This window comes from Paenibacillus intestini (assembly GCF_030803945.1).
GTDB lineage: Bacteria > Bacillota > Bacilli > Paenibacillales > Paenibacillaceae > Paenibacillus > Paenibacillus polysaccharolyticus.
In genome coordinates this window covers 363,059-385,140 of the sequence record NZ_JAURUN010000001.1, presented here as the reverse complement: position 1 = coordinate 385,140, position 22,082 = coordinate 363,059, and the positions used below count along the sequence as shown (strand labels likewise).

Annotated in this window: 22 protein-coding genes; 9 read left to right on the top strand and 13 right to left on the bottom strand. The window is 44.2% G+C overall.

Annotated features, from left to right (window positions below; genetic code table 11):
* Positions 1 to 110 precede the first annotated feature (110 nt).
* The 3 genes from J2T16_RS01710 to J2T16_RS01700 all read left to right on the top strand — a co-directional run bounded on the left by J2T16_RS01710 (position 111) and on the right by J2T16_RS01700 (position 3,608).
* Positions 111 to 1,091: a DMT family transporter gene (locus J2T16_RS01710; RefSeq protein ID WP_499017623.1), complete on the top strand. Its 981-nt coding sequence runs from the start codon at positions 111 to 113 to the stop codon at positions 1,089 to 1,091.
* A gap of 192 nt (positions 1,092 to 1,283) precedes the next feature.
* Positions 1,284 to 2,792, top strand: a complete 1,509-nt coding sequence (locus tag J2T16_RS01705; protein WP_499017621.1) for an amidase — start codon at positions 1,284 to 1,286, stop codon at positions 2,790 to 2,792.
* A 303-nt stretch (positions 2,793 to 3,095) separates the two neighbouring features.
* Positions 3,096 to 3,608: a DUF3231 family protein gene (locus J2T16_RS01700; protein WP_154983504.1), complete on the top strand. Its 513-nt coding sequence runs from the start codon at positions 3,096 to 3,098 to the stop codon at positions 3,606 to 3,608.
* A gap of 124 nt (positions 3,609 to 3,732) precedes the next feature.
* Here the strand turns inward: J2T16_RS01700 and J2T16_RS01695 are convergent, their stop codons facing one another.
* Complete coding sequence (locus tag J2T16_RS01695) at positions 3,733 to 5,298, bottom strand: glycoside hydrolase family 43 protein (RefSeq protein WP_499017619.1); 1,566 nt, start codon at positions 5,296 to 5,298, stop codon at positions 3,733 to 3,735.
* A gap of 263 nt (positions 5,299 to 5,561) precedes the next feature.
* Here J2T16_RS01695 and J2T16_RS01690 point away from each other — a divergent pair, with 263 nt between their 5' ends.
* Positions 5,562 to 6,194 carry a LysE family transporter gene (locus tag J2T16_RS01690; protein WP_499017890.1) on the top strand — a complete coding sequence of 211 codons (633 nt, stop codon included), beginning with the start codon at positions 5,562 to 5,564 and terminating at the stop codon, positions 6,192 to 6,194.
* Here J2T16_RS01690 and J2T16_RS01685 read toward each other — a convergent pair.
* The gene (locus J2T16_RS01685; protein ID WP_499017617.1) at positions 6,187 to 7,626 is read right to left on the bottom strand and encodes an amino acid permease; all 1,440 of its coding nucleotides are present in this window, start codon (positions 7,624 to 7,626) and stop codon (positions 6,187 to 6,189) included. The genes J2T16_RS01690 and J2T16_RS01685 overlap by 8 nt on opposite strands.
* A 137-nt stretch (positions 7,627 to 7,763) precedes the next feature.
* Between J2T16_RS01685 and J2T16_RS01680 the strand changes: the two genes are divergently transcribed.
* A complete protein-coding gene (locus J2T16_RS01680) occupies positions 7,764 to 8,120 on the top strand; it encodes an AMP-dependent synthetase and ligase (RefSeq protein WP_154890415.1) in 357 nt (118 codons plus the stop codon).
* Positions 8,121 to 8,280: 160 nt separating this feature from the next.
* On the opposite strand, the gene J2T16_RS01675 is transcribed toward J2T16_RS01680, so the two are convergent.
* A complete protein-coding gene (locus J2T16_RS01675; RefSeq protein WP_499017615.1) occupies positions 8,281 to 9,135 on the bottom strand; it encodes a manganese catalase family protein in 855 nt (284 codons plus the stop codon).
* A gap of 171 nt (positions 9,136 to 9,306) precedes the next feature.
* Between J2T16_RS01675 and J2T16_RS01670 the strand changes: the two genes are divergently transcribed.
* A complete protein-coding gene (locus J2T16_RS01670) occupies positions 9,307 to 10,059 on the top strand; it encodes a YqcI/YcgG family protein (RefSeq protein WP_154890417.1) in 753 nt (250 codons plus the stop codon).
* Between the two features lie 186 nt (positions 10,060 to 10,245).
* A complete protein-coding gene (locus J2T16_RS01665) occupies positions 10,246 to 10,890 on the top strand; it encodes a LysE family translocator (RefSeq protein ID WP_154983513.1) in 645 nt (214 codons plus the stop codon).
* Between the two features lie 246 nt (positions 10,891 to 11,136).
* Here the strand turns inward: J2T16_RS01665 and J2T16_RS01660 are convergent, their stop codons facing one another.
* The 5 genes from J2T16_RS01660 to J2T16_RS01640 all read right to left on the bottom strand — a co-directional run bounded on the left by J2T16_RS01660 (position 11,137) and on the right by J2T16_RS01640 (position 14,511).
* Positions 11,137 to 11,421: a barstar family protein gene (locus J2T16_RS01660; RefSeq protein WP_499017613.1), complete on the bottom strand. Its 285-nt coding sequence runs from the start codon at positions 11,419 to 11,421 to the stop codon at positions 11,137 to 11,139.
* Entirely contained in the window at positions 11,396 to 11,839 is a 444-nt protein-coding gene (gene psiE, locus J2T16_RS01655; RefSeq protein WP_154890419.1) for a phosphate-starvation-inducible protein PsiE, read from the bottom strand. Before psiE ends, J2T16_RS01660 begins: the two co-directional genes overlap by 26 nt.
* Before the next feature lie 17 nt (positions 11,840 to 11,856).
* Complete coding sequence (locus J2T16_RS01650) at positions 11,857 to 12,444, bottom strand: RNA polymerase sigma factor (RefSeq protein WP_499017610.1); 588 nt, start codon at positions 12,442 to 12,444, stop codon at positions 11,857 to 11,859.
* 77 nt (positions 12,445 to 12,521) lie between these two features.
* Positions 12,522 to 13,829, bottom strand: coding sequence for a HAMP domain-containing sensor histidine kinase (locus J2T16_RS01645; protein ID WP_499017608.1), 1,308 nt, complete (start codon positions 13,827 to 13,829; stop codon positions 12,522 to 12,524).
* Complete coding sequence (locus J2T16_RS01640) at positions 13,816 to 14,511, bottom strand: two-component response regulator YrkP (protein WP_090916627.1); 696 nt, start codon at positions 14,509 to 14,511, stop codon at positions 13,816 to 13,818. The genes J2T16_RS01645 and J2T16_RS01640 overlap by 14 nt, the downstream gene beginning before the upstream one ends.
* Before the next feature lie 273 nt (positions 14,512 to 14,784).
* Here J2T16_RS01640 and J2T16_RS01635 point away from each other — a divergent pair, with 273 nt between their 5' ends.
* Complete coding sequence (locus tag J2T16_RS01635) at positions 14,785 to 16,014, top strand: DUF418 domain-containing protein (protein WP_336120139.1); 1,230 nt, start codon at positions 14,785 to 14,787, stop codon at positions 16,012 to 16,014.
* A gap of 285 nt (positions 16,015 to 16,299) precedes the next feature.
* Here the strand turns inward: J2T16_RS01635 and J2T16_RS01630 are convergent, their stop codons facing one another.
* The 3 genes from J2T16_RS01630 to J2T16_RS01620 all read right to left on the bottom strand — a co-directional run bounded on the left by J2T16_RS01630 (position 16,300) and on the right by J2T16_RS01620 (position 18,676).
* Positions 16,300 to 17,190, bottom strand: coding sequence for an aldo/keto reductase (locus J2T16_RS01630; protein ID WP_499017606.1), 891 nt, complete (start codon positions 17,188 to 17,190; stop codon positions 16,300 to 16,302).
* 166 nt (positions 17,191 to 17,356) lie between these two features.
* Positions 17,357 to 18,130, bottom strand: a complete 774-nt coding sequence (locus J2T16_RS01625; RefSeq protein ID WP_499017604.1) for an SDR family NAD(P)-dependent oxidoreductase — start codon at positions 18,128 to 18,130, stop codon at positions 17,357 to 17,359.
* A gap of 57 nt (positions 18,131 to 18,187) precedes the next feature.
* Positions 18,188 to 18,676 carry a GNAT family N-acetyltransferase gene (locus tag J2T16_RS01620; RefSeq protein WP_090916635.1) on the bottom strand — a complete coding sequence of 163 codons (489 nt, stop codon included), beginning with the start codon at positions 18,674 to 18,676 and terminating at the stop codon, positions 18,188 to 18,190.
* A gap of 200 nt (positions 18,677 to 18,876) precedes the next feature.
* Here J2T16_RS01620 and xerS point away from each other — a divergent pair, with 200 nt between their 5' ends.
* Positions 18,877 to 19,968 carry a tyrosine recombinase XerS gene (gene xerS / locus J2T16_RS01615; protein WP_260510965.1) on the top strand — a complete coding sequence of 364 codons (1,092 nt, stop codon included), beginning with the start codon at positions 18,877 to 18,879 and terminating at the stop codon, positions 19,966 to 19,968.
* 129 nt (positions 19,969 to 20,097) lie between these two features.
* Here xerS and mobB read toward each other — a convergent pair whose 3' ends face one another.
* Both mobB and J2T16_RS01605 read right to left on the bottom strand, forming a co-directional pair.
* Entirely contained in the window at positions 20,098 to 20,667 is a 570-nt protein-coding gene (gene mobB / locus J2T16_RS01610) for a molybdopterin-guanine dinucleotide biosynthesis protein B (RefSeq protein ID WP_499017601.1), read from the bottom strand.
* 5 nt (positions 20,668 to 20,672) lie between these two features.
* Positions 20,673 to 21,941 carry a molybdopterin molybdotransferase MoeA gene (locus J2T16_RS01605; protein WP_499017889.1) on the bottom strand — a complete coding sequence of 423 codons (1,269 nt, stop codon included), beginning with the start codon at positions 21,939 to 21,941 and terminating at the stop codon, positions 20,673 to 20,675.
* Positions 21,942 to 22,082 lie beyond the last annotated feature (141 nt).

Genomic DNA, 22,082 nt, shown 5'->3' with positions numbered 1-22,082 from the left:
GACGCCTTGTCTTTGAATGGTCCCCCGTTTATTTGGCGTACGCCAAGGACGGGGGATTTTGTCGATTTTGCCAACTGAAGATTCCGTGTTCTGACGAAGGAGTCCTGAATATGGAAAACACATCAACAGCATCAACGATTTATCGCAAGGAACGAAGCAACACCGGATTTTGGCTAGTTGTGCTAGGCGCAGCCCTCTGGGGTGTAGACCCCTTATTCCGCATCCTTTTGCTAAAAACGATGACTTCTACACAGATTGTTCTAATCGAACACATCATCGTCAGCCTTGTTGCGATTCCGGTATTATGGAAGTTCCGGGATGATCTGAAGAAACTGCGTGCACGTCACTGGATCGCTGTTATCTTCATTTCCTGGGGCGGATCAGCGCTGGCAACGGTATTATTCACTTTGGCGCTTACCCATAACGATCCCAATACGGTATTGTTGTTGCAAAAAATGCAACCACTTTTCGCAATTGTACTTGCGAAATTGTTATTAAAAGAAACATTGCCGCGTCACTTCGGCGGACTATTCATCATTGCGCTGGCAGGCACATATCTGCTTACGTTTGGCTTCTCACTTCCGCTCGGCAACTGGAATAACTGGATTCATGCAGGTAGCCTGCTGTCTCTTGGTGCCGCAGCTTTGTGGGGTGGATCTACCGTTATGGGCCGGTTAATGCTTGGTCAAGCTCGTTATGAGACGGTCACCTCCCTTCGCTTCGTCGTTGCGCTTCCACTCCTGATCTTAATGACCTGGAATGAAGGTGCACCTTGGACACTCCCGGCTGGAACAGGGGCACAGGCTGCTGTCATTCTGAATATTTTGGGGCAGGCGCTTTTACCAGGCTTGCTAAGTCTACTCTTGTATTACAAAGGGTTGTCTTCCACCAAAGCTTCTGTTGCAACCCTCGCAGAACTCAGTTTCCCGATGGCCGGCGTGCTTGTAAACTGGATTGCATTCCGTACGCTGATAACCTGGGAGCAATTGCTTGGCTTTATCCTGATCTGGATCGCACTATTCCTGATCTCCAAACAGCAGGAACGCTCTACACCGATCGCCGAGGCTGCACCCAAACTTCGCACGGAGTAATACATTTTCATCTGGTTCAAATAATATAAGCACTGTTTCACCTTAATGAGGTGAACAGTGCTTTTCTTCTGCCGTATTTCTTCTATTATGATGGATTGATGTTTTGTTTTTTGTCTGCCTAGGTGGTACGATGGCTTATGGAACTTGGAACAATATCCAACAGGAACTATTTTCAGAGAGGAACGATTACTAATGTCTTCATTCTCATATACCTCCTATGACGCTATAGGGCTCGCCGAACTGATTCGCTCCCGGGAAGTATCCCCGGTTGAACTGCTTGAAGCTGCCTATGCACGTCTGGAAGAAGTCAATCCACATCTCAATGCAGTCATTCGTACATATGAAACACGTGCTCGGCAGGAAGCCAGCATGGTTAGGCCTGGAGAACAGCCATTTGCAGGTGTGCCGTTGCTCCTCAAAGATATTTCTCAATCTTTGGAAGGTGAACTTCTTACCTCTGGCTCACGTCTGTTCAGCGAACATCGTGCTCTTCGCAACTCCAATTTCGTAACTCGTTTGCTCGAAGCAGGTTTTATTGTGATCGGACATACGAATACGCCGGAATTCGGGTTGAAAAATATAACCGAGCCACGTCTACACGGGCAAACGCGCAATCCATGGAATGTGAATCATTCCCCAGGCGGCTCAAGCGGCGGTGCCGCTGCCGCTGTAGCATCAGGCATCGTGCCGCTTGCCGGCGCAAGTGATGGCGGTGGTTCCATTCGAATTCCCGCTTCTTTCAGCGGTTTGTTTGGGCTGAAACCAACCCGCGGACGCACTCCCGTTGGTCCAGGTGTGGGAAGACAATGGCAAGGAGCCTCGATAGATTTTGCAGTATCTCGCTCCGTCAGAGACAGTGCTGCACTGCTGGATACGCTCCAGATTATCCAACCGGAAGCCGCATTTCATGCACCATTATTCCCAGGAAGTTACCTGGCTGATATGAACTATCCGCATCAACGCAAATGGCGAATCGCTTATACGATGGATTCACCTGTCGGCACACCTGTCAGTGAAGATGCCAAAGAGGCTGTGATGAAATTAGTCCATTTCTTGGAATCTCAAGGGCATCATGTTGAAGAAAAGTTAAGTCCAGTCAATGGCGTACGCCTGATGGAAAACTATTACATGATGAACAGCGGCGAGATGGCCGCTATGATTTCATCCATGGAACATAGTATGGGTCGTTCTCTCACTGCAGATGATATGGAGATTGAGTCCTGGGTACTGGCTGAAGCGGGCAAAAAAGTATCTGCTGCTGCATTTGTTCATAGTTTGGCCGAATGGGACGTGGCGGCTGCGCAGATGTCTACGCTGTTTGAACGGTATGATTTTTACATCACACCTGTTAACGCTTTTCCCGCACCCCGGATTGGCGAACTGACGCCACATGCGGAGCAGATTCAACATCTGATGTCCGTCAGTGATCTGGATAAAATGGCGCAACAAGAGCTGATCTATGAGATGTTCAAGCCGAGCCTTACGTACACCCCGTTTACACAACTTGCGAATCTGACAGGTCAGCCAGCCATTAGTCTTCCTCTGCATTTGACTGCGGAAGGCCTGCCAATGGGTGTTCAGGTTATGGCAACCAAAGGGCGTGAAGATTGGTTATTCCATCTGGCTGGTCAACTCGAATCAACCGAGTTGTGGGTTGGCATGGAGGCGAATCCCATGTTCCCAACCTCGACAAAAGCTTAAAGTATTTATAAAAGTGGAAAGAAGCCAGCAGAACATAACTGTATGGCTTTTTTTCAGTGGAACAGGAATCGCATCAGAGCAAAGAACCTGATGCGATTTGAATGATTCTTTAATTTAGTCCATGTGACTATCTTGGATGATAATTACAGTTGTTCATGTGACCATCTTTCTGACAATAGATTTCGGTTAACATAATAATGATGATGTAAATTAAAATCTCGGACTACTTCTCTACCGGATAAAATTTGCTTGTCATGTAAACCCTAATGTAGTGAAATAAATAACTTAGCGGGAGGGATCAGCATGGGAATTTTAAGTGGAAATCCTAAAAACGAGCCCATGCATTATGGAGAAATCTATAGTGTATGGGAGTGCTCAATGGTAGCCAAAGGAGCTGTCTCTTGTTATCAGGCTTATATGAATCACGCAGGAGACAAAGATTTGAAGAAAATTTTAGAAGACTTGCTGGATCAGGCAAGACTGGAAATTAAAGAATGTGACGCCTTACTCACCGAGAACGGTATCACGCCCGCTCCGACTCTTCCAGAGAGACCCGTTGTGGCATTAGAGGACATTCCTCCTGGCGCAAGGTTTACTGATCCAGAGATAGGTGCCAAAATTGCAGCTGATACTGCTCTTGGATTAGTCGCCGCGAGTCAGACTATTGGCCAATCCATCCGCGAGGACATTGGTGCACTGTTTGCGAAATACCATGTTACCAAAACAGCACTGGGTGTGCGCATTCTTCGTTTGAGCAAAGAAAAAGGATGGCTTATTCCCCCGCCGCTGCAAGTGAAAAGACCAGATGGCGAATAGTTTTGTGATATTAAACGAATTAAATAAAGACATTTAATAATGAAATAAACACACAACATTAAAGAAGCCGAGATGAGGAAATAACATATTCCTCTTCTCGGCCTCTTTCGTATTCAGAAAAGAATTAGACTTTCTTATCTCCCGATTCGTAATTGAAGTATTCTACATCCACATACCCTTGTTCTCTTTCATGGTTCAGATTGTACACCCCTACCCGGTCTCCCCGGTAGGGTCCCCAACCCAATGGATAGACTTCACCAAAGGAGATAAAATTCTCTCCATCCAGGCTGTATTCATACCTGTTTTCACCATGCAAGTTCCAAGTCGATCTCAACCATAAGTCAGTGGTATCAACAGATGGTCCCCATTCGATTGTATTTGAATGATTGAACTTCAATACCCGAGTTCCTTCCTGCTGATGAATACCAATCGTACAATAGGTTTGTCCAAAGTGGCATAGACCCGCTTCCTGGTCATCCACCATCCCACTTAGATCATACTTGGCAGTCACTACGTTATGAGGCACACGATACGTCCTTTGGGAAAGAATGCTCGAGATTTTAAAGAAATCATTCTTCTCCGAAGGCACACAAGCATGCAAACGCAAATATCCTCGTCTCTCTGTTAAAGACCACGTATCCGCTTTGGGTTGGTGGTTCCATCCCCACTGAGACTGCAGTACCGGGCTATTGAAATCATCATTCACGGTTAAGATCGTTTTGGGATAACCTTGAATTGGTTTTTTTCCTCCCCATACCATCTCTCCGACACCGTCCCCATCTGTATCCTCACCAATGATTGGCCAACCGGCAACCCACGTAACGGGAAGCAGGTGAAGAGTTCTGCCTTCAAAGTAACCACCGGCTCCTTGGTGACTAATGAAATACCACTCCCCAGACGCTGTTTGCACAAGTCCGCCTTGATTCGGTTCGCGGTCCACTTCCACACCATGCGTATGAATTAACTCTTTTTCTTCGTAAGGACCGTATAAATGCTCTGAACGAAGCATCATAACAACCCTTACCTCCTCACCATTTCTCGGTCGAACTTCACTATGGAAGATGTAATAAAGTCCGTTTATTTTGTAAAGCTTACTCGCTTCGCTACCTTTATATTGATGGATCACAACACCACTGTCATGCAAAATTTGTTTTCCATCGTCGCTCAGTTTGAACAGATAAATATTATAATTGTCAGCAAAATTCGTAGCCACCAGATATCCTTGACCGTCATCATCCCAAAAAGGACAACAATCGTCCCAGCCAGCAATCTCCCAACTATGATAAAGAGGCTCCCATGGGCCAGCAGGATCTGCAGCTGTGCTTACGAACAATCCTTCATCCGGAGTGAAAAAATACACCCAAAATTGATGGTCATGAAAACGGATCGCTCCCGCCCAGACACCTCTTGCATAACGATTCATTCGATCATGCCGATATTCAGGCCCGATAACTGTCAAATCTTCTACAACATGACTAATTACATTCCAATTCACCAAATCTTTAGAGTGCAGAACAGCCATACCTGGTGAGCAATGTAATGTGGAAGAGATCGCATAGTAATCTTCCCCAACGCTTATCACATCTGGATCGCAGTAATCTCCAGGCAAGACCGGATTGACATAAGTACCGTCCCCTTGATCGCCCCATTTTCCTTCACTGGAAAGCAAAACGTAATCTTTGTTCATCATCGTTCTCCTCCATCGCTTTTCTGGGATGCCGTTAACCTATCTATTTGAGGCTCTAATACATTACACTTCGAATCTCGTAATCATTATACTACTTGAATTTCAATTTAATAGACAGGTCAAACACGATCTCTATGTTTGCAGACATCGTGTTTTAATAGGATCACCGTAACTTCTTGTCAATTTCTTGTCCTATAAGTTAGGCTTCCCGAATATGCTGGTAGAGTTATGCGAATGACCCAATGAAGCGAAAGGAGGATCTTTTCATTTCTAATTTACTTGGATATATTGTTTTAGGGCTGACACTTTCTGCCCCAATCGGACCCATCAATGCTGCTCAATTGGAGAAAGGTGTTCGGGGAGGATTTATGCCAGCCTGGTTTGTTGGATTGGGTGCTATTGCAGCAGATATTATCTACATGTTGATCGTCTATCTTGGTGTTGTGCATCTGCTGGAGCTTCCCTATGTTCAGGTGTTCTTATGGTTGTTTGGCAGTTTTGTCCTGATCTACACCGGTATAGAAGGCATGGCCAAAGTAGGTACCCTAGTCTCCTCGCCTTTGCGCGGTGGTTCATCGCAACTGTCGAGATCCTTCTTTCAAGGTTTTCTGATGTCACTATTTAACCCACTCTCCATTATGTTTTGGCTGGGGATCTATGGATCGGTTCTGGCTAAAACGGTGAACCATTCCTCCATGGATCAATTGCTCATCCACAGTGGGGCCATTATTTTCGGTGTGCTTCTATGGGACTTGTTTATGGCAGCAGCCGTCAGTTTTTTCAGAGGGTACCTGACACCAGTTGTACTTAAAGGAATCTCGATCATCTCTGGTTTATCCTTGATTGCCTTTGGATGTTATTTTGCGTACAAGGCGTTCCTGTTTCTGTTCTTCACTTGATTTTGTTCCTTTGTTTACGAATTCCTGTAATATGAAAGCCGGCTCCCTTCAATGAGCTACTCTCGTCAGCTTGCTCCGTCAGTTCGCTTTGCTCCGTATTTGTAGCGGATGATGTTTTCTTGCGCTTCTGCACAATGATATCACTTAGAGCAATCAGAGAAACCAGCAGTAAACTAATGAAGAAACCGGGCCGGCTTAATTCGTGAAAAAGAGTTCCTGTTATCGCCGTGCTGATCAGCACCAATCCAGTCCACCGTTTTATGACATCTATGGTGCGGGATTTGAGCAACCTACCTGAAGAGAGCAAAATAAACAGCCAGTTATACATCAGCATTAACCCTGCGGCAGTAGTTACATATTCGTAGACTTTTCCAGGAAGCAGTAGCGACATGATAATCGTACCAATCAAACCACAACCAATCAGACACAAGGCAAATAGAGGATATTTCTTCTTCCATTTCTGTGAGAATAACTTTGGGGCATCCCCCTCCTGTGCCAGCGTAATCATCATGGAGGTCACTGCATAGAGCGATGCGGTCATCGTCGAGAAACCGGCCACAATCAGAACACCGTTGAACAAATGTGGTACAAAAGCAAGGTGATCACTGCTCAGTGCAAGTACAAACGGACTCTCCTTTGGATTAAAAGCTGACAGAGGCACCATCGTTAATGCCAGTCCAATGGATACAACGTAGACCAAAGACAGCGAAATAAGCATGACTTTACCCGCCTTCGGTGCATCCTCCGGTTTTTCCAATCGATACGACATAATGCCGAGTACTTCAATCCCTCCATACGCATAGAACGCAAACAGGAATGCAGACCATAATCCCACCGCCCCTTTCGGGAAAATGGAAGCCATGTCCATCGGTACTTTATGTGCATATTTGGTGCCCCCAATCCATCCGGCAAGCAAAGCAATCGCCAGAACCAGAAACATGATTATAGCCGCTATTTTAATGACTGCGAGTACATTTTCAACCCTGTCGAATCCCTTGTTTCCGAAGAACACAATACATAAACCGACGATTCCATACCCCGCTGCAAAGATCCAGAGTGGCACGCCGGGAAACCAGAAGCGCGAAAAGATAGAAAGTGCAGTCAACTGGCTCCCCATAATGAGAAGCTCCGAAAACCAATAGACCCATCCACTCGCAAAACCTGCCCATGCACCAAACGCCTTCTTCGCATAAGAACGAAACGATCCTTGCTCCGGATGGTCCGAAGTCATGCGTGCCAAAGCATCGAAAACAACGTATGTACCTAACGCAGCAAGTGCGTAAGCAATTACTACAGCGGGTCCCCCAATTGTAATGGCTAGACTTGAGCCAAGAAAGTAACCCGTTCCAATAGTCCCCGCAACACCGAGCAAACTGAGTTGCCACCATTTCAATTTCTTTTCATCCGATGATTTTTTTGAAGCCTGACTCATTTCGTCAATCCTTTCTAATCTTGATAATCCTCGCAACAGGTAGCCTTCCCCAATTAGAGCAAAACATCTCCTTGAATATTTCTTTGGACCTCTCAGCATAATACACAGGTAAATTCAAACAAATAGGAGGCACCATCATGAACCAATATTCACAATCTCAACAGATTACGCAACTCGCTCAACAACTGACGCAACAAACACAACAAGCTTCTATGCAATATCAACAATTGCTGAGACAAGAGCAAAGCAATGCTCAGCAGCTGGAACAACTGGCCCAGCGCGAGCAGCAAGCGGCGCATATTATTCAAACCGCATTGCAAGGACATCAAACAGCGATTCAGCAATTGCAACAGATTTCTAACCTTGCTCAACAGCTTGCGAACACCTCTTCACAGCATGTATCCTACATCGATCAACCGTATAATACGCCTAACACGACAATCCAAGGCCAAGGTCAGTCATTCGGCAATTTCTCCAACCAGCACCGCCAATAGGTTAGAAAATCAGTCATTCGCAAGAAATAAGGAGCTCAAAACTGAGCTCCTTATTGGCGTTTCAGCTAAAACTATTGAAGAAGAAAGACCCCAAAGGGTCTTCCTTTTGTTCATTTTTTTATTATCAGAGTCTTCACTGCTCAATCATTCTTCTTGTAACTTAAGCATTTAAATCATGTGTACCTGGGCTATGTTCGTTAGGTAGCTCTGGCATATAAGGAAGCGGATGGCCCTGAGGTGGGTCAATAACTCTAAGCTCTCCCCCGTTGCGGCTTGGTGTTTGACCGCTGAAAATTTCAGCTATACGAGTATTATCCAAACGGAAATTGAATTGTGCGTTGTGAAAGCCCATATCGACATATTTCCGGCACTCCGGATATTTGTTAATGTCATAATTCGGAATCGGGAATATTCCGCCCCAATCCACACCTAGTGTTTCCAGTGCTTTCGCAAATGCATTTTGATGGGCATTATCCCGAACGATCAGAAAGGCGAGCGTTTCACGAAACGCTTTATTGGTGCTCATCTCATATATTCTCGATTTTTGCAGAACACCAGTGGATTCAAGCACAATGTTATCCAACAGATTACTAATGAGATTTCCATGGTCATATACATAATTGCCAAGCCACGGATTGCCAGCAGCATCTACAGGCAAGGAACTCTGTGCTCCCATAATGTAATGATGCGGATTGGCATGTTTGATCGCTTCATCCAGTGGAGCACCGTCTACACCTGCATTTCCAACCCCATCTGCTCCAGCTCCGGTTAACAACTGGTTAATGGTCTGCTGTACAAGCTCGATATGGCTTAACTCCTCCAGAAACACGCCGCGGATCAAATCTCTATACTGTGTTGCTTTTCCCCGGAAATTGCTACTTTGGAAGAAAAACTGCATCATGGTACGCATTTCACCGAACTGACCACCGAGCGTTTCTTGTAGTACCTTGGCTGCCGCCGGATCGGGCTTGTCCGGTACAATCAGATTAATCAGGTCTTCACGATAGAAAAACATGGTAGTCCTCCATTCTAAAGTTGCTTGCGTTTCTAGTTTCCTGAGAATTTGTTGATTATATGTATTTTTATAATTAGTAATCTTTAGGGTACGACAATATTTACTTTTCATAAATGGACAGTCACCATTTTGCTTGCAGGCGATATCCTATAAGTAAAAGGAGGCTTACTGATGTCGCTATTGTTTTCTTCTACGGATATGGAAAATGGTGAGCTCCCACTGGATCTGTGGCAAAGGGATGCTTATCGTTTGTTCTCTGCCAAGATGAGTGACCGGGAGACCAGGTTCCCCTGCATTCCTGCAACCCAGGCATATGCACTGGGTCATCTTCGATATGGATTTGTCTTTCAGTCCAAACATCTTTCTCTTGCGGAGCAATTATCAGCAATTGTAACGGAATATGGAGCTTCTTCACGTTCCTTCGGAGATTTTTCATCACTAGTCATTTTTTTTGAAAAAGAAAAGGAAACAAAAGACGTGCTCACTTACGAACAATCATTCTGGAACCTGTTAAGTGAGATGCGAACTCTCGATACCCAATCATGGCCAGCAGATATCCCGGAAGACCCCGAGAATCCATTATGGGAGTACTGTTATAACGATGAACGGTATTTCGTTTATTGCGGTACACCAGCTCACATTTCAAGACAAAGTCGCCATTTTCCTTATCTCATGTTAGCTATGACGCCTCGCTGGGTCCTTGATTTATGGAATGAGCAGCCACAGCGGGCTGCAGCCATTGGGCCGAGAATTCGAGCGAGGCTTGCTGCCTATGACACGATTCCCGCACATCCTGAATTGAAGCAATACGGGGCAGAAGGAAATCTGGAGTATAAACAGTATTTTCTACGAGATGATGACACTGCCCCATCCAAATGCCCTTTTCTACGCTCTTTGTTACAACAACCACAAGCAAAAGAATAACATCATCCGTATTCTAAACAAGCTCTCCTTCGAATAAGCTGTTATACGAGCCGAGGTGCGAGGAGAGCACTTCTTTTTATATCTCTTGCATGTGAAAGAGTTACATAGACTACTAGAGCAAACGTCTTTTTTAAGTGGACAAGCTTCTTTTCTTCCATCAACCCATCTCTCAGAAAGGAAATGATTATGGAGATTTATGTGAAATTTATCCTGATCGGGCTTGCTATTGCCATGCCGGTAGGCGCAATCACGGTAGAGATGACCAAGCAGGGACTGCGAAATGGATTCCTTCATGGCTGGGCGGTTGGTCTAGGTGGTATGACATTGGATATCGCTCTAATTATTGCTATGTATTTTGGATTTGCTACACTGTTATCCGTTCCATTCGTTCAGATTCCACTATGGTTGGTGGGTGCAGGATTTTTAGCTTATTTGGGATATGAGTCCATCCGTAATTCGGATGTGAGCCTCATGACAACAGACGGAAAGACTTTTCCGACCAAACCCTCTTTTTGGCGGACTTATCGTAATGGTTTATTGGTTGCGATCTCCCCGGGTAATCTGATGTTTTGGGTTTCTGTCTTTGGTGTTGTCTTATCCGACTCTTATCAATCGGCAGGCAAGCTCAGTTTTGTCATTGCGGCAATCGGGATATTATGTGGCATTCTGCTACATGATCTCGGTTTGCTCACCATCGTATCCATCACACGTAAAATGATGAGTGCCAGAATGGTACAGCTCGTTTCCAGCCTGGCCGGAGTTCTTCTAATTGGCTTTGCGTTCTACTTTTTTTATAAGTTTGTTAGCGCATTGTGGCAAGTGCTTTTTTAAGAATAAGGCTCTTGAACCCTTCGTCATCTCATCCGACTCGTTACATATATTACTTACATTGTGATTAAAAAAAGCTGCCCTTTCATTGGGAAAGGAGCAGCTTTTTCTATTGACGTTCTTCTCAGAATGTGGAGGTTCGTTTATACGTTACTCGGAGTTGATTGGAGTGTGATTGTATGATTTATAGCGATGTAACAATGGAGCATATTTGATCTTACTATTGTGAATTTTTCATATGTTGAAATTTTATAATTTTAATGTAAATCTAAACAATTCCTCCAGTTGCTCATCGACCTCGTACAATAAATTCATCATTTGATCTGCATAAGATCCGATTGAGGCTCTGCTGTCATTAAAATGGTTCCATTCTAGCGTAACCGGGACTGGCACATGCCATACTAACGCTTCCCAGAGGGTGTCCATACTTTCAAAATGAGCTGGTTGCAACGAAAATTCGGCCTGAAGTATACGTTGCAGATCCTCCACGCTTCCTATTGCTTTCCCATCAATGATCACTTTCACTTTTTTCATGTTTCTGAGCTCCTGAATTCCGTCGATTTGATATAAACAGAGCACCTACCATGATCAAAATAGCCAACGACCACCAGAACGTCGACATTGCGTTATCATGATCTATAATAATTAAGCGAATCACCGCTGTGATTCCAATATAAATAAAGTAACGAAGAGGGAAATGAAAATTAGACTTAAAGTACTTCACAATTAAAGCGATAAACTCAAAGTACAAGAAGAAAACGAGTAACTCGGATAACATCTCATAGTAACTATCCTGACGAGTTACAAAGGACTGGTACACAATTTGTACGATATACCATGTCTCACTGATTAGAAGTGCGCTTAAAGCTAAGGCCAGAAAGAACAGGCAGATATTCAAAAGCGCTTGTAGAATGTGTGGTGTTTTTTGGAATTTAGTCATTAAATCTTTCATTTGTCATGTCCCCTATTTCAATTCTTGATGTCAACTAACTGTTGTTTCATATGTTTTCTTCCTCGAAAAAGATACGTTTTGGCCGTATTTTCCGGTATATCGTTCAATACACTGATATCTTTGACAGTCATTTCCAAATAGTACCGCTGATAGACGTAATGCCTCCATTTACCTGGAATCTGATGAAATGCATCATTGATCCGACGTTTGCGTTCGGAAGAAGTCTCGTTCTGAATCAGCCTTTCTTCAGGGCCAGGTTCATAGGACATTAGATCAGATATGGCATCCGGAGATCTATTTGAATCCTCCACATATAACGAAGTTGTGGCAAGAGTCTGTCTCTTTTTCTTGCGCAACACATCCAGGCATACATTTCTCCCAATGGTATAAATCCAGTTTACGACATTCTTTTGGCTGTTCATCTGTTCGATATGTGTATACACCCGCAGGAATGTCTCCTGCACGATATCATCTCGATCTTGCGGGTCCCGGAAATAGCGCGAAGCCAATCTCCATACCATCGATTGATAAGTGGCCATAAGTGACGTAAATGTAGATTGAGTTGCAAATAAAGTACCTCTCATAGGTTTGTCTATCGGGCTCATTCTGATTCCTCCACAGATGTAATTAAACCCCTTGTGTTTTTTTATCTGAATTTGAATGTTTCATTCTAGTACTTCGGTTAGATTTTGGATTTCCTAAACCTCAACACAACACTATAATGTACTCCATCTTGATTCCTGAGAAACTGCCCTTGCATGCGGCTCATCATCCGGCTTATGATCCTTTCGCCCAGTCCGGTACTTTCCGGAGAAACCTCGGCAATTTTAATCGTATTGGCCAGTTGAATGTCAAACATCTCCGGACTAGAGTTGAATGTAATGCAGATTTCATCTTTGGGTTCTGCATACTTCAACAGATTAGACAAAATATTATCAAAGACCCTCCCGAGTTCCTCCAAATTCACTGTGATATAGACTTGCGGCAGTTCACCAATAATGCGGACTTTGAATTCCTCCTGCCTCAAAATGGCCACCTGATCAGATATCAGATCATAAATAGCCTCCTGCACAGCTATGCTCTCAAGGTCAGCCTCTTGCTCTTTATCCAAAAGGAAATAATCAAATAAATTATCGGACAACTTTTTAAGTTGAATGGCTTTTCCATAGGCATTCGTGATGTAATGGCTATGTTCCGTCCCTTGGTCTCCGCGTTCTTTCTTGGCAAATTCCAAATACATGATCAAAGAGGTAAGCGGGGTTCGCATATCATGTGACATTTCGGTAACAAGGCTTCGACTCTCCGCCTGTAAAGCTTCAATCGCACCCAATTTATCGAGAAAGGCTTTACGAAGTTCCTCAATACTCTCAGCGATCATCGCTATTTCATCATGGCCCCGAATCGTCATCTCATATTCCAGTTCTCCACCTTCAAGAATGTGGATCTCCTCATGAATCTTTCTCAGGTAAGCGAGGCTTCGACGGATGCCTAGCAGTACAATCAACAGAAAAATCATCGTGGCGCTGAGTAGTTCCAGAGTAAAGGCAATATCGTAATATCGGGATGAGAAAAACCCGTCTACCGTTACTCTCCCCTCTCCATCACTAAACATGACAGGAAATGAGTGTTTCTGAGCATATAGCGTTTCCTGCTCTATCCCATATCCAGACTCATCTTCCGCTGCGTAATTCGAATCATATTGCAGTAGCTGGTCTTTGTAGATGGTGAGCATGATGTAGTTCTCTTTTTTCACCCATTCTCCAAATGCCTTTCGATCGGTTGAAGATAAATTATTCGTCTCAACATATTTGCTAAACTTTGCAATAGATTTAGACGATTCACTTTCATAGTACGCATCGGAATTAAGGTATCTGTCAATCAGCCCATTACTAACCTTCTGCATCGTCAAAAAAAACAGACCACTTACCGTAGCTGCCATCAAGATGATTAAGGCCAATTTTTTGGTCAGCGTAAATTTACGGTGTGCCAAAACGGTATCCTCTCCCCCATTCGGTAAGGATATAAACCGGGTGTGCCGGGTCATCCTCGATCTTTGCACGCAGTTTGCGAATATGCACCATCACGGTGTTGTTTGAACAATAAAAATACGGCTGTTCCCATACACTCTCGTAAATATTTTGAGCGGAAAATATTTTGCTTCGTTTGCTCATCAAGAGTTTCAGGATGCGATACTCCAGATCAGATAGCTTGAGCTGCTGTCCTTCTTTCGAGACCTCATTAAAATGTTCATTGACTTTTAACTTGCCTCCAACCAGAAACGTATCTCCACTTTCCTTTTTCTCCTTATAAATCTTATATCTTCGCAATTGAGCGATAACACGGGCATGAAGCTCTTCTTCTGAAAATGGCTTTGTCATATAATCATCGCCACCTGCCAGGAGACCTTCTGTTTTGTCCAATGTGCTCGATTTGGCCGTTAGAAACAAAATGGGAACGTTGGAATACGTTCTAATCTGCTCACATGTTTCAATCCCCGACATCCCCGGCATCATGATATCCAAAATGACCAAGTCTAGCCCGTCATCTACAAGCTGCAGCGCACGCTGTCCGTCTCTGGCTCTTAATACCTCATTGCCCGCTCTCGTAAGGGATTCTTCTAACAAATCACCAATATCCTGATCATCCTCGACAACTAATATCCGATGGGTCATGCCCTTCTCACCTCATGATTCCTGATGTTATTTACGGTGCCCTCAATATATATCGTCCTTTGGTAACACTTAGGTAATACGATAAATCATAAATCTTAACCATTTATGAATGCAATCATTTGTCATACATTTGTCACAAATCAAAAAAATGAAACGAACTTTCAGAAACTGTTAAGAATCGATAAGTATAGTTATCCAAGGTAAGGAAAGCATTTATACACACCAAGATTAGACTCGCTCAAGTTAAATATAAAAATGAATAGGAGAAATGTTATGAATGAGAAAAAAGAGAACCTTGCACAACCCCTGAGTCTGAATGAACGTGTCCATTTTCTAGATATCGTTCGCGGATTTGCTATGCTCGGCATTATTATTGTGAATTACTTTTTGATCGTGGACTCGGTGAAGGGATTCGAAATGAATTCGAGCGATCTAGTCCACAACTTTGTTTCCACATTCGCCGAAGGGAAATTCGTGACCTTATTTTCTTTTCTGTTTGGTGTTGGATTTATGATTTTTATGGATCGGGCCGTGCAACGAGTAGAACATCCTAGAATGCTTTTTGCCCGCAGGTTATTAATTTTATTCTGTATTGGCTTATTGCATATCACCTTTATATGGGTTGGCGACATATTGACCTTTTACGCCGTAGCCGGATTTCTACTATTTGCGTTCTATGCTCACACGCCTAAAACGATATTGCGATGGATTATTGCACTTATATTGATTCAATTTCTGACTCCTGTATTTATGATGGTCTATAATGCGATGAACACTCCATCCTCAAACGTGCCAACTTATTTTGATTTCACATTATCCAGTCATACCAGTTCTACCTACTTAAACTCCTTTGTAGCAAGATGGGCTGATATGAGCGTAATGGCGGCTAGTTCATTTTCTACAGTTTATTCCATGTTCCTGATGTTCCTGATCGGTATGTATTTTGTGAAGATGGACTTCTTCACGAACATGGAAGCAAAGCAATCGATCTGGAAGCGAATCTGGTTCATCAGCTTGGCTGCATTTATACTCACTCAGTTCAGCTCCATGGTGAATACACTTATTTCAGCCGAAAATACATTTTGGATGGAGCTATTCATGATTTTGGGTCAACAGGGGAACTTAACCGGGAGCATGTTTTATATGAGTAGCCTCGCGATGCTGTTTTTGTATGTTCCTGCACTTCGTAAAGCGTTGATGGTATTTACCAAAGTTGGACGTATGTCGCTGACCTGTTACCTCCTTCATTCCATCATGGGAACCGTACTTCTGCTACCATATGCATTTGGATTGGCTAGTTCTATAAAACCTATTGGTACACTTATACTTAGCATTGCTGTGTATGTTGTACTCGTCATTTTTGCCTCGCTGTGGTTAAACCGCTTCAAGATCGGACCAATGGAGTCGATCTGGCGCAAACTTACGTATGGTAAGGTTAACCGTGCTTCCAAAACAATTCCGGCTAAGCTCGCCCAGCCATTGAACAGCAATTTGCGTCAATAACCGCTAATGAATTTAAGAATTTCGGATAAGTTCTACCCAACATCCCAAGTCCCTTCGGGGGCTTTTTTCTATTTTTTTCGAAAAGGCTTCTTTTATTGTGAATTTTTCATATGATGAAAATACAAAAAAATTATAGAGATTAGACAGATTATTTTCTCTGCTGTCCCTTCAAGCACTCTCCTTTAAACACAAAAAAAACTGCCCAACAAAGGCAGTTTTTTAGAAATTCAAATCGTTCACAACCAATTTTATATGATTAATGGAATTTATTAAAATTAACTCGAATTAGATACGGCCTGTCCAGTCGGATCCCGCTACTTCCTTCCAGCGTTCACGAATGGCATCATATAGGCCCTGCTCAAGCGGCCCCTTCGCCACCAGTTCGGCGTTTTGTAGCCAACGATCAGGTTTGACGGTTCCCACAATGGCGGTATCCACACCTTCAGTGCTCAGCGTAAAACGCAATGCAATTTCTACGACTCGCTCTGCATCCTCAGCCAAAAAGTCATATTTCAGTTCTTTTAACCGCTCCCAATAGTGATAAGCATAATCCTCTTCTGTCACCTTATCATACATCCAGGCTACATTGGCAATCGGTCTTTTGGCGATGATCCCCATATTTCTTTTTCGCGCCTCAGGCAAAGTCAGTTCAATCGCTTCCTGATCGGCAATATTCAATGATGTCTCCAAACTATCAAATGCACCTGTCTGAATGGCGTATAGCGCATCTGTCGTATCTCCGCTATATCCGATAAAACGAATTTTACCAGCTTCTTTTGCTCGTTGCAATACCTCGATTACCTCACCTTGCCGAAGTACTTCTTCCGAACAGCTGTGCAGATGCACGACATCCACATAATCTGTTTTTAAGCGTTTGAGGCTACGGTCAATGGTCTGTGCGAGCACCTTGGCATCCCAGTCGGGTCCATTCACACCAGCTGCATGTCCACATTTGGTGAACAGAAAATACTCCTGCCGGCGATGTCCCAGCACATCACCGATTTTCTCCTCACTGTCTCCATAACATTCCGCCGTATCAATCATATTCAAACCCGCATCCAAAGCACGATTCAGCAACAATTCTACGTCTGCTTTGGACGCATCCCGTATCTCAGAGCCGCCAAAACCAAGTGTACTGACTTTCATTCCGGTACTTCCGTAATTACGAAGTTCCATCATGACCCTCCTCCAAATCAGGCTTGTAGCTTAGACAAGGCAAGTTGATATGATAAAAAACATGTACTTATTACCGGTGTCTACCTTTTCCGGGTTTATGACCTCTTCATGTCGTATCATATGTTATTCACCGTTTAGTCACGGGGCGGCACATTCTTTTAAACTTTTAAAAACCGTAGATAGACATGCCGCCATCCACCAATAAAGTCTGACCTGTGATATATCCGGCTGCCTCCGAAGCAAGAAAAACAACAGGCCCAACAACCTCTTGTAATTCACCTACACGTCCAAGCGGTGTGCGGTTAATAATTTCTTGCAAATACTGCGGATCATCAAGTAACTTCTCGGTCAGTGGAGTTCGGAAATACCAGGGTCCAACCGAGTTCACGCGAATACCGTATTTCCCCCACTCCAGCGCCAGCACCTTAGTCATATGGATTAAAGCCGCTTTGGTAGAACCATATACGACACCTGTTCGCAAGGCAGTATGTCCACCTACCGATGAGATGTTAATGATTGTCCCATCCCCATACTGCTTCATATGCTGACCTGCCAATTGTGAAGCGAAAAAAGCGGATTTGAGGTTTGTTTGCATAATCGTTTCCCACTGTTCCTCCGTTACTTCCAGCGCTGGCGTCCGAATGTTCATACCCGCATTGTTTACGAGAATATGAATTCGTCCCATCTCCGAAATGGCTTGCTGAAAAGTCTTTTCCAACTGCTCTTTAGAAGTGACATCTGCGCAGAGAGCCAAAGCTTTGCGGCCTGTCTGTTCATTAATCATTGTTGCTGTCTCTTCGATCTCCTTCATCGTTCGAGATAGAAGCACGACATTGCTCCCCGATTCCGCTAAGCCGATGGCAAGCGCTTTTCCGATACCTCTCCCTGCCCCTGTGACTAATGCTGTTTGTCCTTCCAGATGAAATGCTGGTACGATCATGTTAGACCTCCTTTGTTGTACTATAAGGTTTCAGTTAACAGACATGTTTTTACGATATCAGGTAACAAAATACTGACTGGGATTGCCCAGTTCAGGATGGAATTTTTCTCGAAAACGCCCTCCGGTATAATCCCCAATGATTTTGCGCCAGAATGCCTGTGCGATCACATTGTTCCGAACCTGTGTCACTTTCCACCGCCCAGGGAAACGTCTAAATAATTCGTACGCCGCATTTGTTCCAACGCCGCTACGTCTGTATTTTTGCATTACAAAAAATTCAGTCAAATAGTAGTCATTATCCTTACTCCCGGGATCTAACTTCTCCACAAGTGCAAACCCCGCTGGTGAACCATCACTCGTGATCAAAAAAGGAAACTTGCGTCCTTTCTCCGTCCAGAACGCATCCAATCCCGGATATTCCGGAAAAATACCATCCTGGTCTACATCAATATTCAGATATTTCGTAAAATCATAGAGATAAAATTGCATGAGATGCCGAATCACCTGACTGCGTTCGCGGGGAACCAGCTCAATCTGCATATTCATTTGGTTCGCCTCCTCTAGTCTTTATGTATACATACTGTAAACCTTTATAAGATGAAGGGCAACAACGTGACAAATCGTAGCCTGTGTAGCACAACGCTTGACCATACCTATCAGCATAATCAAACAAGATGATGCATGTAAATTATGGTACACTTAATATACTTTGTAGATAAATAATCGTTCACATGGAGGTGCCGAACTTGACCAACGTGCAAAAAGAGATTGACCGACGCAAACTAGATGAAAAACTACCATCCATGCCCTGGTTTGTTCAGCAATTCATTGACTATAAACTGCCTGATCTGTCTCCGTCCACGCTGCTGGAGTATTTGAGAGATTATGATACCTTTTTCAGCTGGCTACGTGCAGAAGGGCTGTCCCAAGCTGAGTCCAACCAAGGGGTAACATTGACCGAACTGGAAGTGCTACGTATGGATTCGGTTACTGCGTACCGACTGTTCCTGACTACGAAGCGTGAGGGAACCAATTCAAGAATTACGGTTTCACGCAAGCTTTCTTCCCTGCGGTCGTTATTTCATTATTTAAGCCAAATTGCTGAAGATGAGGACTTCTATCCCCTGCTTAAACGTAATATCATGGCCAAGATTGAGATCAAACGTACCCATAAACCCAAAGATACTGCCGCGAAACTCAAAGGCAAGATATTGGAAGAGAATGAATTACTCGAATTTATCGGTTACATTCTCGAGGGCTACGCTACAGATATGCAGAAGAACAAACAGGCCCTGTACTCACATGAGTTGAACAAAGAACGAGATGCCTGTATCGCCAGCCTCATCCTCAACTCCGGTCTACGGGTATCTGAAGTGGTTAACTTGAATGTGGATGACCTCGATCTAGGTAACAAACTGCTCTATGTTTACCGCAAAGGTAACAATGATGAAACATACAAAACGCCCGTATATTTCAGAGAACAGGCCAAAGATGAGCTGGCAGCTTACATGAATCTGCGGCAATCCCGTTACCGCACACCTAAACGAGAAAAAGCACTTTTCATTGCACTCCGTAACGGGGAATCTGAAGGAAGTCGAATGACTAAACGCGCGATTCAGGCGATGATTATGAAATACGCTAAATGTTTTGGCAAACCGTATCTTACCGTGCACAAATTACGCCATTCTTTTGCCACCGACTATTATTTGCAAAATGATATTTACAAAACGAAAGAGCAACTAGGTCATGCTTCTACCGAAACAACCGAAATATATGCGCATCTCACCGACAAAACGATGTCCGAGGCCATCGAACGCCGCATGGATGATAATGCTTAGAGTTATCACAAGAGTCTCGTAGACAATTACACATGCGGCTGTCCTCTCTTATTATGAAAAAGTACACCGCGTGCCACACGCGGTGTGAAACAAGCACCAAAATGAAATATCAGGCCATTCGAAGATAGGTTAAATGGAGCATTTTAGCTGAAGCAGAGCCTCTACAATAACTTCCCGTTCATGGAACAGGAAACCGGCCATAGCTCCTTTGCTTATCTCCTGTTTCTTATCCATCTGAGCACTTAACTTTTCCGCCTCTGCTTCCTTCATTAATTCAGGCGTCCAAAAAACAATGCCAACCACCTGCTGAAGCTTGCGTATCAGGGTCAGGTCATTGGCTTCGCGCACCATCACCAATTTGGGATACGGGGCGTCTTTAAAACCTTCAATCACAATCCAGTCATAGTCTGAGAACTGGCTCAACATATCGTCAAGCCGGGTATTGTGTTGCTTGATGACCGCCGTTCTTTTCTGAGACATCACCACAACAGCTGCAGCACCCGCCCTGCCAAACTGATACGAGTCCGTCCCTTCCTGATCCATCTCAAAATGGTCATGCCCGTCATGTTTGAATGCAGCAACCTTCAAGCCTTTGGAAGCAAGTCCGGAGATTAATGCAGCTGTCATTGTTGTCTTGCCTGTATTTTTATATCCAACGACTTGGATGATCTTTGGCTCTGAAGCAATCCTTTTATCCATTCTAGTTACCTTGCCTGCCCGGTTGGAAGTTTGAGAATTGTGACCTGTTCCCCTGCAGCTATGCCCTTTTTCTCAGGAGGAATCACAATGAGGCAGTCACTGTCTTTAATGGTGATCATGACACTTGACTCATCCACACGAGATGCAGCTGGAGCCGCAAATACTTTTCCGTCTCGAATGATCGTACGTCCTCGTACAAAACGAGTGAAGTTGTTCACCTTTGCATAGCCGTCTTCCAAAATCACATTCCATTCTTCCAAATAAGGATGGACATCTGCTTGCATCGCACGAAGTGTGGGACGAACAAACAGATTAAATCCAACAAAACAAGCGCCTGGATTACCTGATAAAGCAAATAACAGCTTGTCCTTATATACAGCAGCCGTAGTTACACTGCCTGGGCGCATCGTGACTTTGTTAAAGAGAAGTTGCATCTGTTCTTCGAGCACAAGTTCGCCCATAATATCGTAGTCCCCAACAGAAACGCCACCTGTCGTCACAACGATATCATTGTCCCGAATCGCTTCCTCCAGTTTTGCCCTTGCGGTATTCACATCGTCTGCGATGGCTCCGTACATGACGGGCTCTCCTCCAGCTTCCACAACCAGAGAACGTAACATATAGCTGTTGCTGTTGCGAATCCGACCAGGTTGCAACGGCTCATGAACCTCAAGTAACTCCGTTCCTGTAGCAAAAATAGCCACCCTCGGCCGTTCAAAGACCGGCACTTCTGCCACGCCAAACGTCGCCAGCACAGATTGTTCACCCGCCCCGATTACGGTACCGGCTTCGATCAATTGCTGGCCCTCCTGCACTTCAAGCCCAATGGGCGTAATATTAGCCCAAGCCTGAATCTGACGTTTCAGTGCAATCCAGTGCTGCCCTTCTTCTTGCTTGCTTTCCGTCATCTCCATCATGACGACAGCATCTGCACCATCCGGAACTTGAGCACCCGTCATGATTCTTGCAGCCGTTCCAGGTGTAATATGATGTTCTGGTGTATATCCGCACGGGATTTCATCAATAACGCGAAACCACACTTGATGATCACTTGTGGCCTCAGCCGTATCTGCACTTTGAATCGCAAAACCATCCATACCTGATCTGCGGAAAAAAGGATACGCATGCGGCGCTTCAATCGACGTTGCAAGTGTGCGGCCGTGTGAGTCGGCAAGAGGGACATGTTCAATCCGGGCTGCCGATACCTGAGCAGCAATTCTGCTCTGTGCTTCCGGTACTTGTACAGCCGTACGATGAAATTTAGCGGTGGTCATATCATATGAATGGGAATTATGTTTCAAAGTAACTTACCTCCTGAGGTCTTTTTCTCATTTAAGAAAGTGTAGCCCGAATATACGCCGATGACAAGTCGATTACTCACTGAATCCGAATAGAAAAACTGCATATGTAGCTGA

Bases quoted from the DNA above. Each gene is read 5' to 3' on its own strand.
- mobB (WP_499017601.1), bottom strand. From the start codon at position 20,667: ATGGATAAAAGGATTGCTTCAGAGCCAAAGATCATCCAAGTCGTTGGA.
- J2T16_RS01605 (WP_499017889.1), bottom strand. From the start codon at position 21,941: ATGACCACCGCTAAATTTCATCGTACGGCTGTACAAGTACCGGAAGCA.
- J2T16_RS01620 (WP_090916635.1), bottom strand. From the start codon at position 18,676: ATGAATATGCAGATTGAGCTGGTTCCCCGCGAACGCAGTCAGGTGATT.
- J2T16_RS01705 (WP_499017621.1), top strand. From the start codon at position 1,284: ATGTCTTCATTCTCATATACCTCCTATGACGCTATAGGGCTCGCCGAA.
- J2T16_RS01650 (WP_499017610.1), bottom strand. From the start codon at position 12,444: ATGAGCCCGATAGACAAACCTATGAGAGGTACTTTATTTGCAACTCAA.
- J2T16_RS01660 (WP_499017613.1), bottom strand. From the start codon at position 11,421: ATGAAAAAAGTGAAAGTGATCATTGATGGGAAAGCAATAGGAAGCGTG.
- J2T16_RS01665 (WP_154983513.1), top strand. From the start codon at position 10,246: ATGGAGATTTATGTGAAATTTATCCTGATCGGGCTTGCTATTGCCATG.
- J2T16_RS01640 (WP_090916627.1), bottom strand. From the start codon at position 14,511: ATGACCCATCGGATATTAGTTGTCGAGGATGATCAGGATATTGGTGAT.
- J2T16_RS01710 (WP_499017623.1), top strand. From the start codon at position 111: ATGGAAAACACATCAACAGCATCAACGATTTATCGCAAGGAACGAAGC.
- J2T16_RS01680 (WP_154890415.1), top strand. From the start codon at position 7,764: ATGAACCAATATTCACAATCTCAACAGATTACGCAACTCGCTCAACAA.
- J2T16_RS01670 (WP_154890417.1), top strand. From the start codon at position 9,307: ATGTCGCTATTGTTTTCTTCTACGGATATGGAAAATGGTGAGCTCCCA.
- J2T16_RS01700 (WP_154983504.1), top strand. From the start codon at position 3,096: ATGGGAATTTTAAGTGGAAATCCTAAAAACGAGCCCATGCATTATGGA.
- J2T16_RS01675 (WP_499017615.1), bottom strand. From the start codon at position 9,135: ATGTTTTTCTATCGTGAAGACCTGATTAATCTGATTGTACCGGACAAG.
- J2T16_RS01635 (WP_336120139.1), top strand. From the start codon at position 14,785: ATGAATGAGAAAAAAGAGAACCTTGCACAACCCCTGAGTCTGAATGAA.
- J2T16_RS01630 (WP_499017606.1), bottom strand. From the start codon at position 17,190: ATGGAACTTCGTAATTACGGAAGTACCGGAATGAAAGTCAGTACACTT.
- J2T16_RS01695 (WP_499017619.1), bottom strand. From the start codon at position 5,298: ATGATGAACAAAGATTACGTTTTGCTTTCCAGTGAAGGAAAATGGGGC.
- J2T16_RS01625 (WP_499017604.1), bottom strand. From the start codon at position 18,130: ATGATCGTACCAGCATTTCATCTGGAAGGACAAACAGCATTAGTCACA.
- psiE (WP_154890419.1), bottom strand. From the start codon at position 11,839: ATGAAAGATTTAATGACTAAATTCCAAAAAACACCACACATTCTACAA.
- J2T16_RS01685 (WP_499017617.1), bottom strand. From the start codon at position 7,626: ATGAGTCAGGCTTCAAAAAAATCATCGGATGAAAAGAAATTGAAATGG.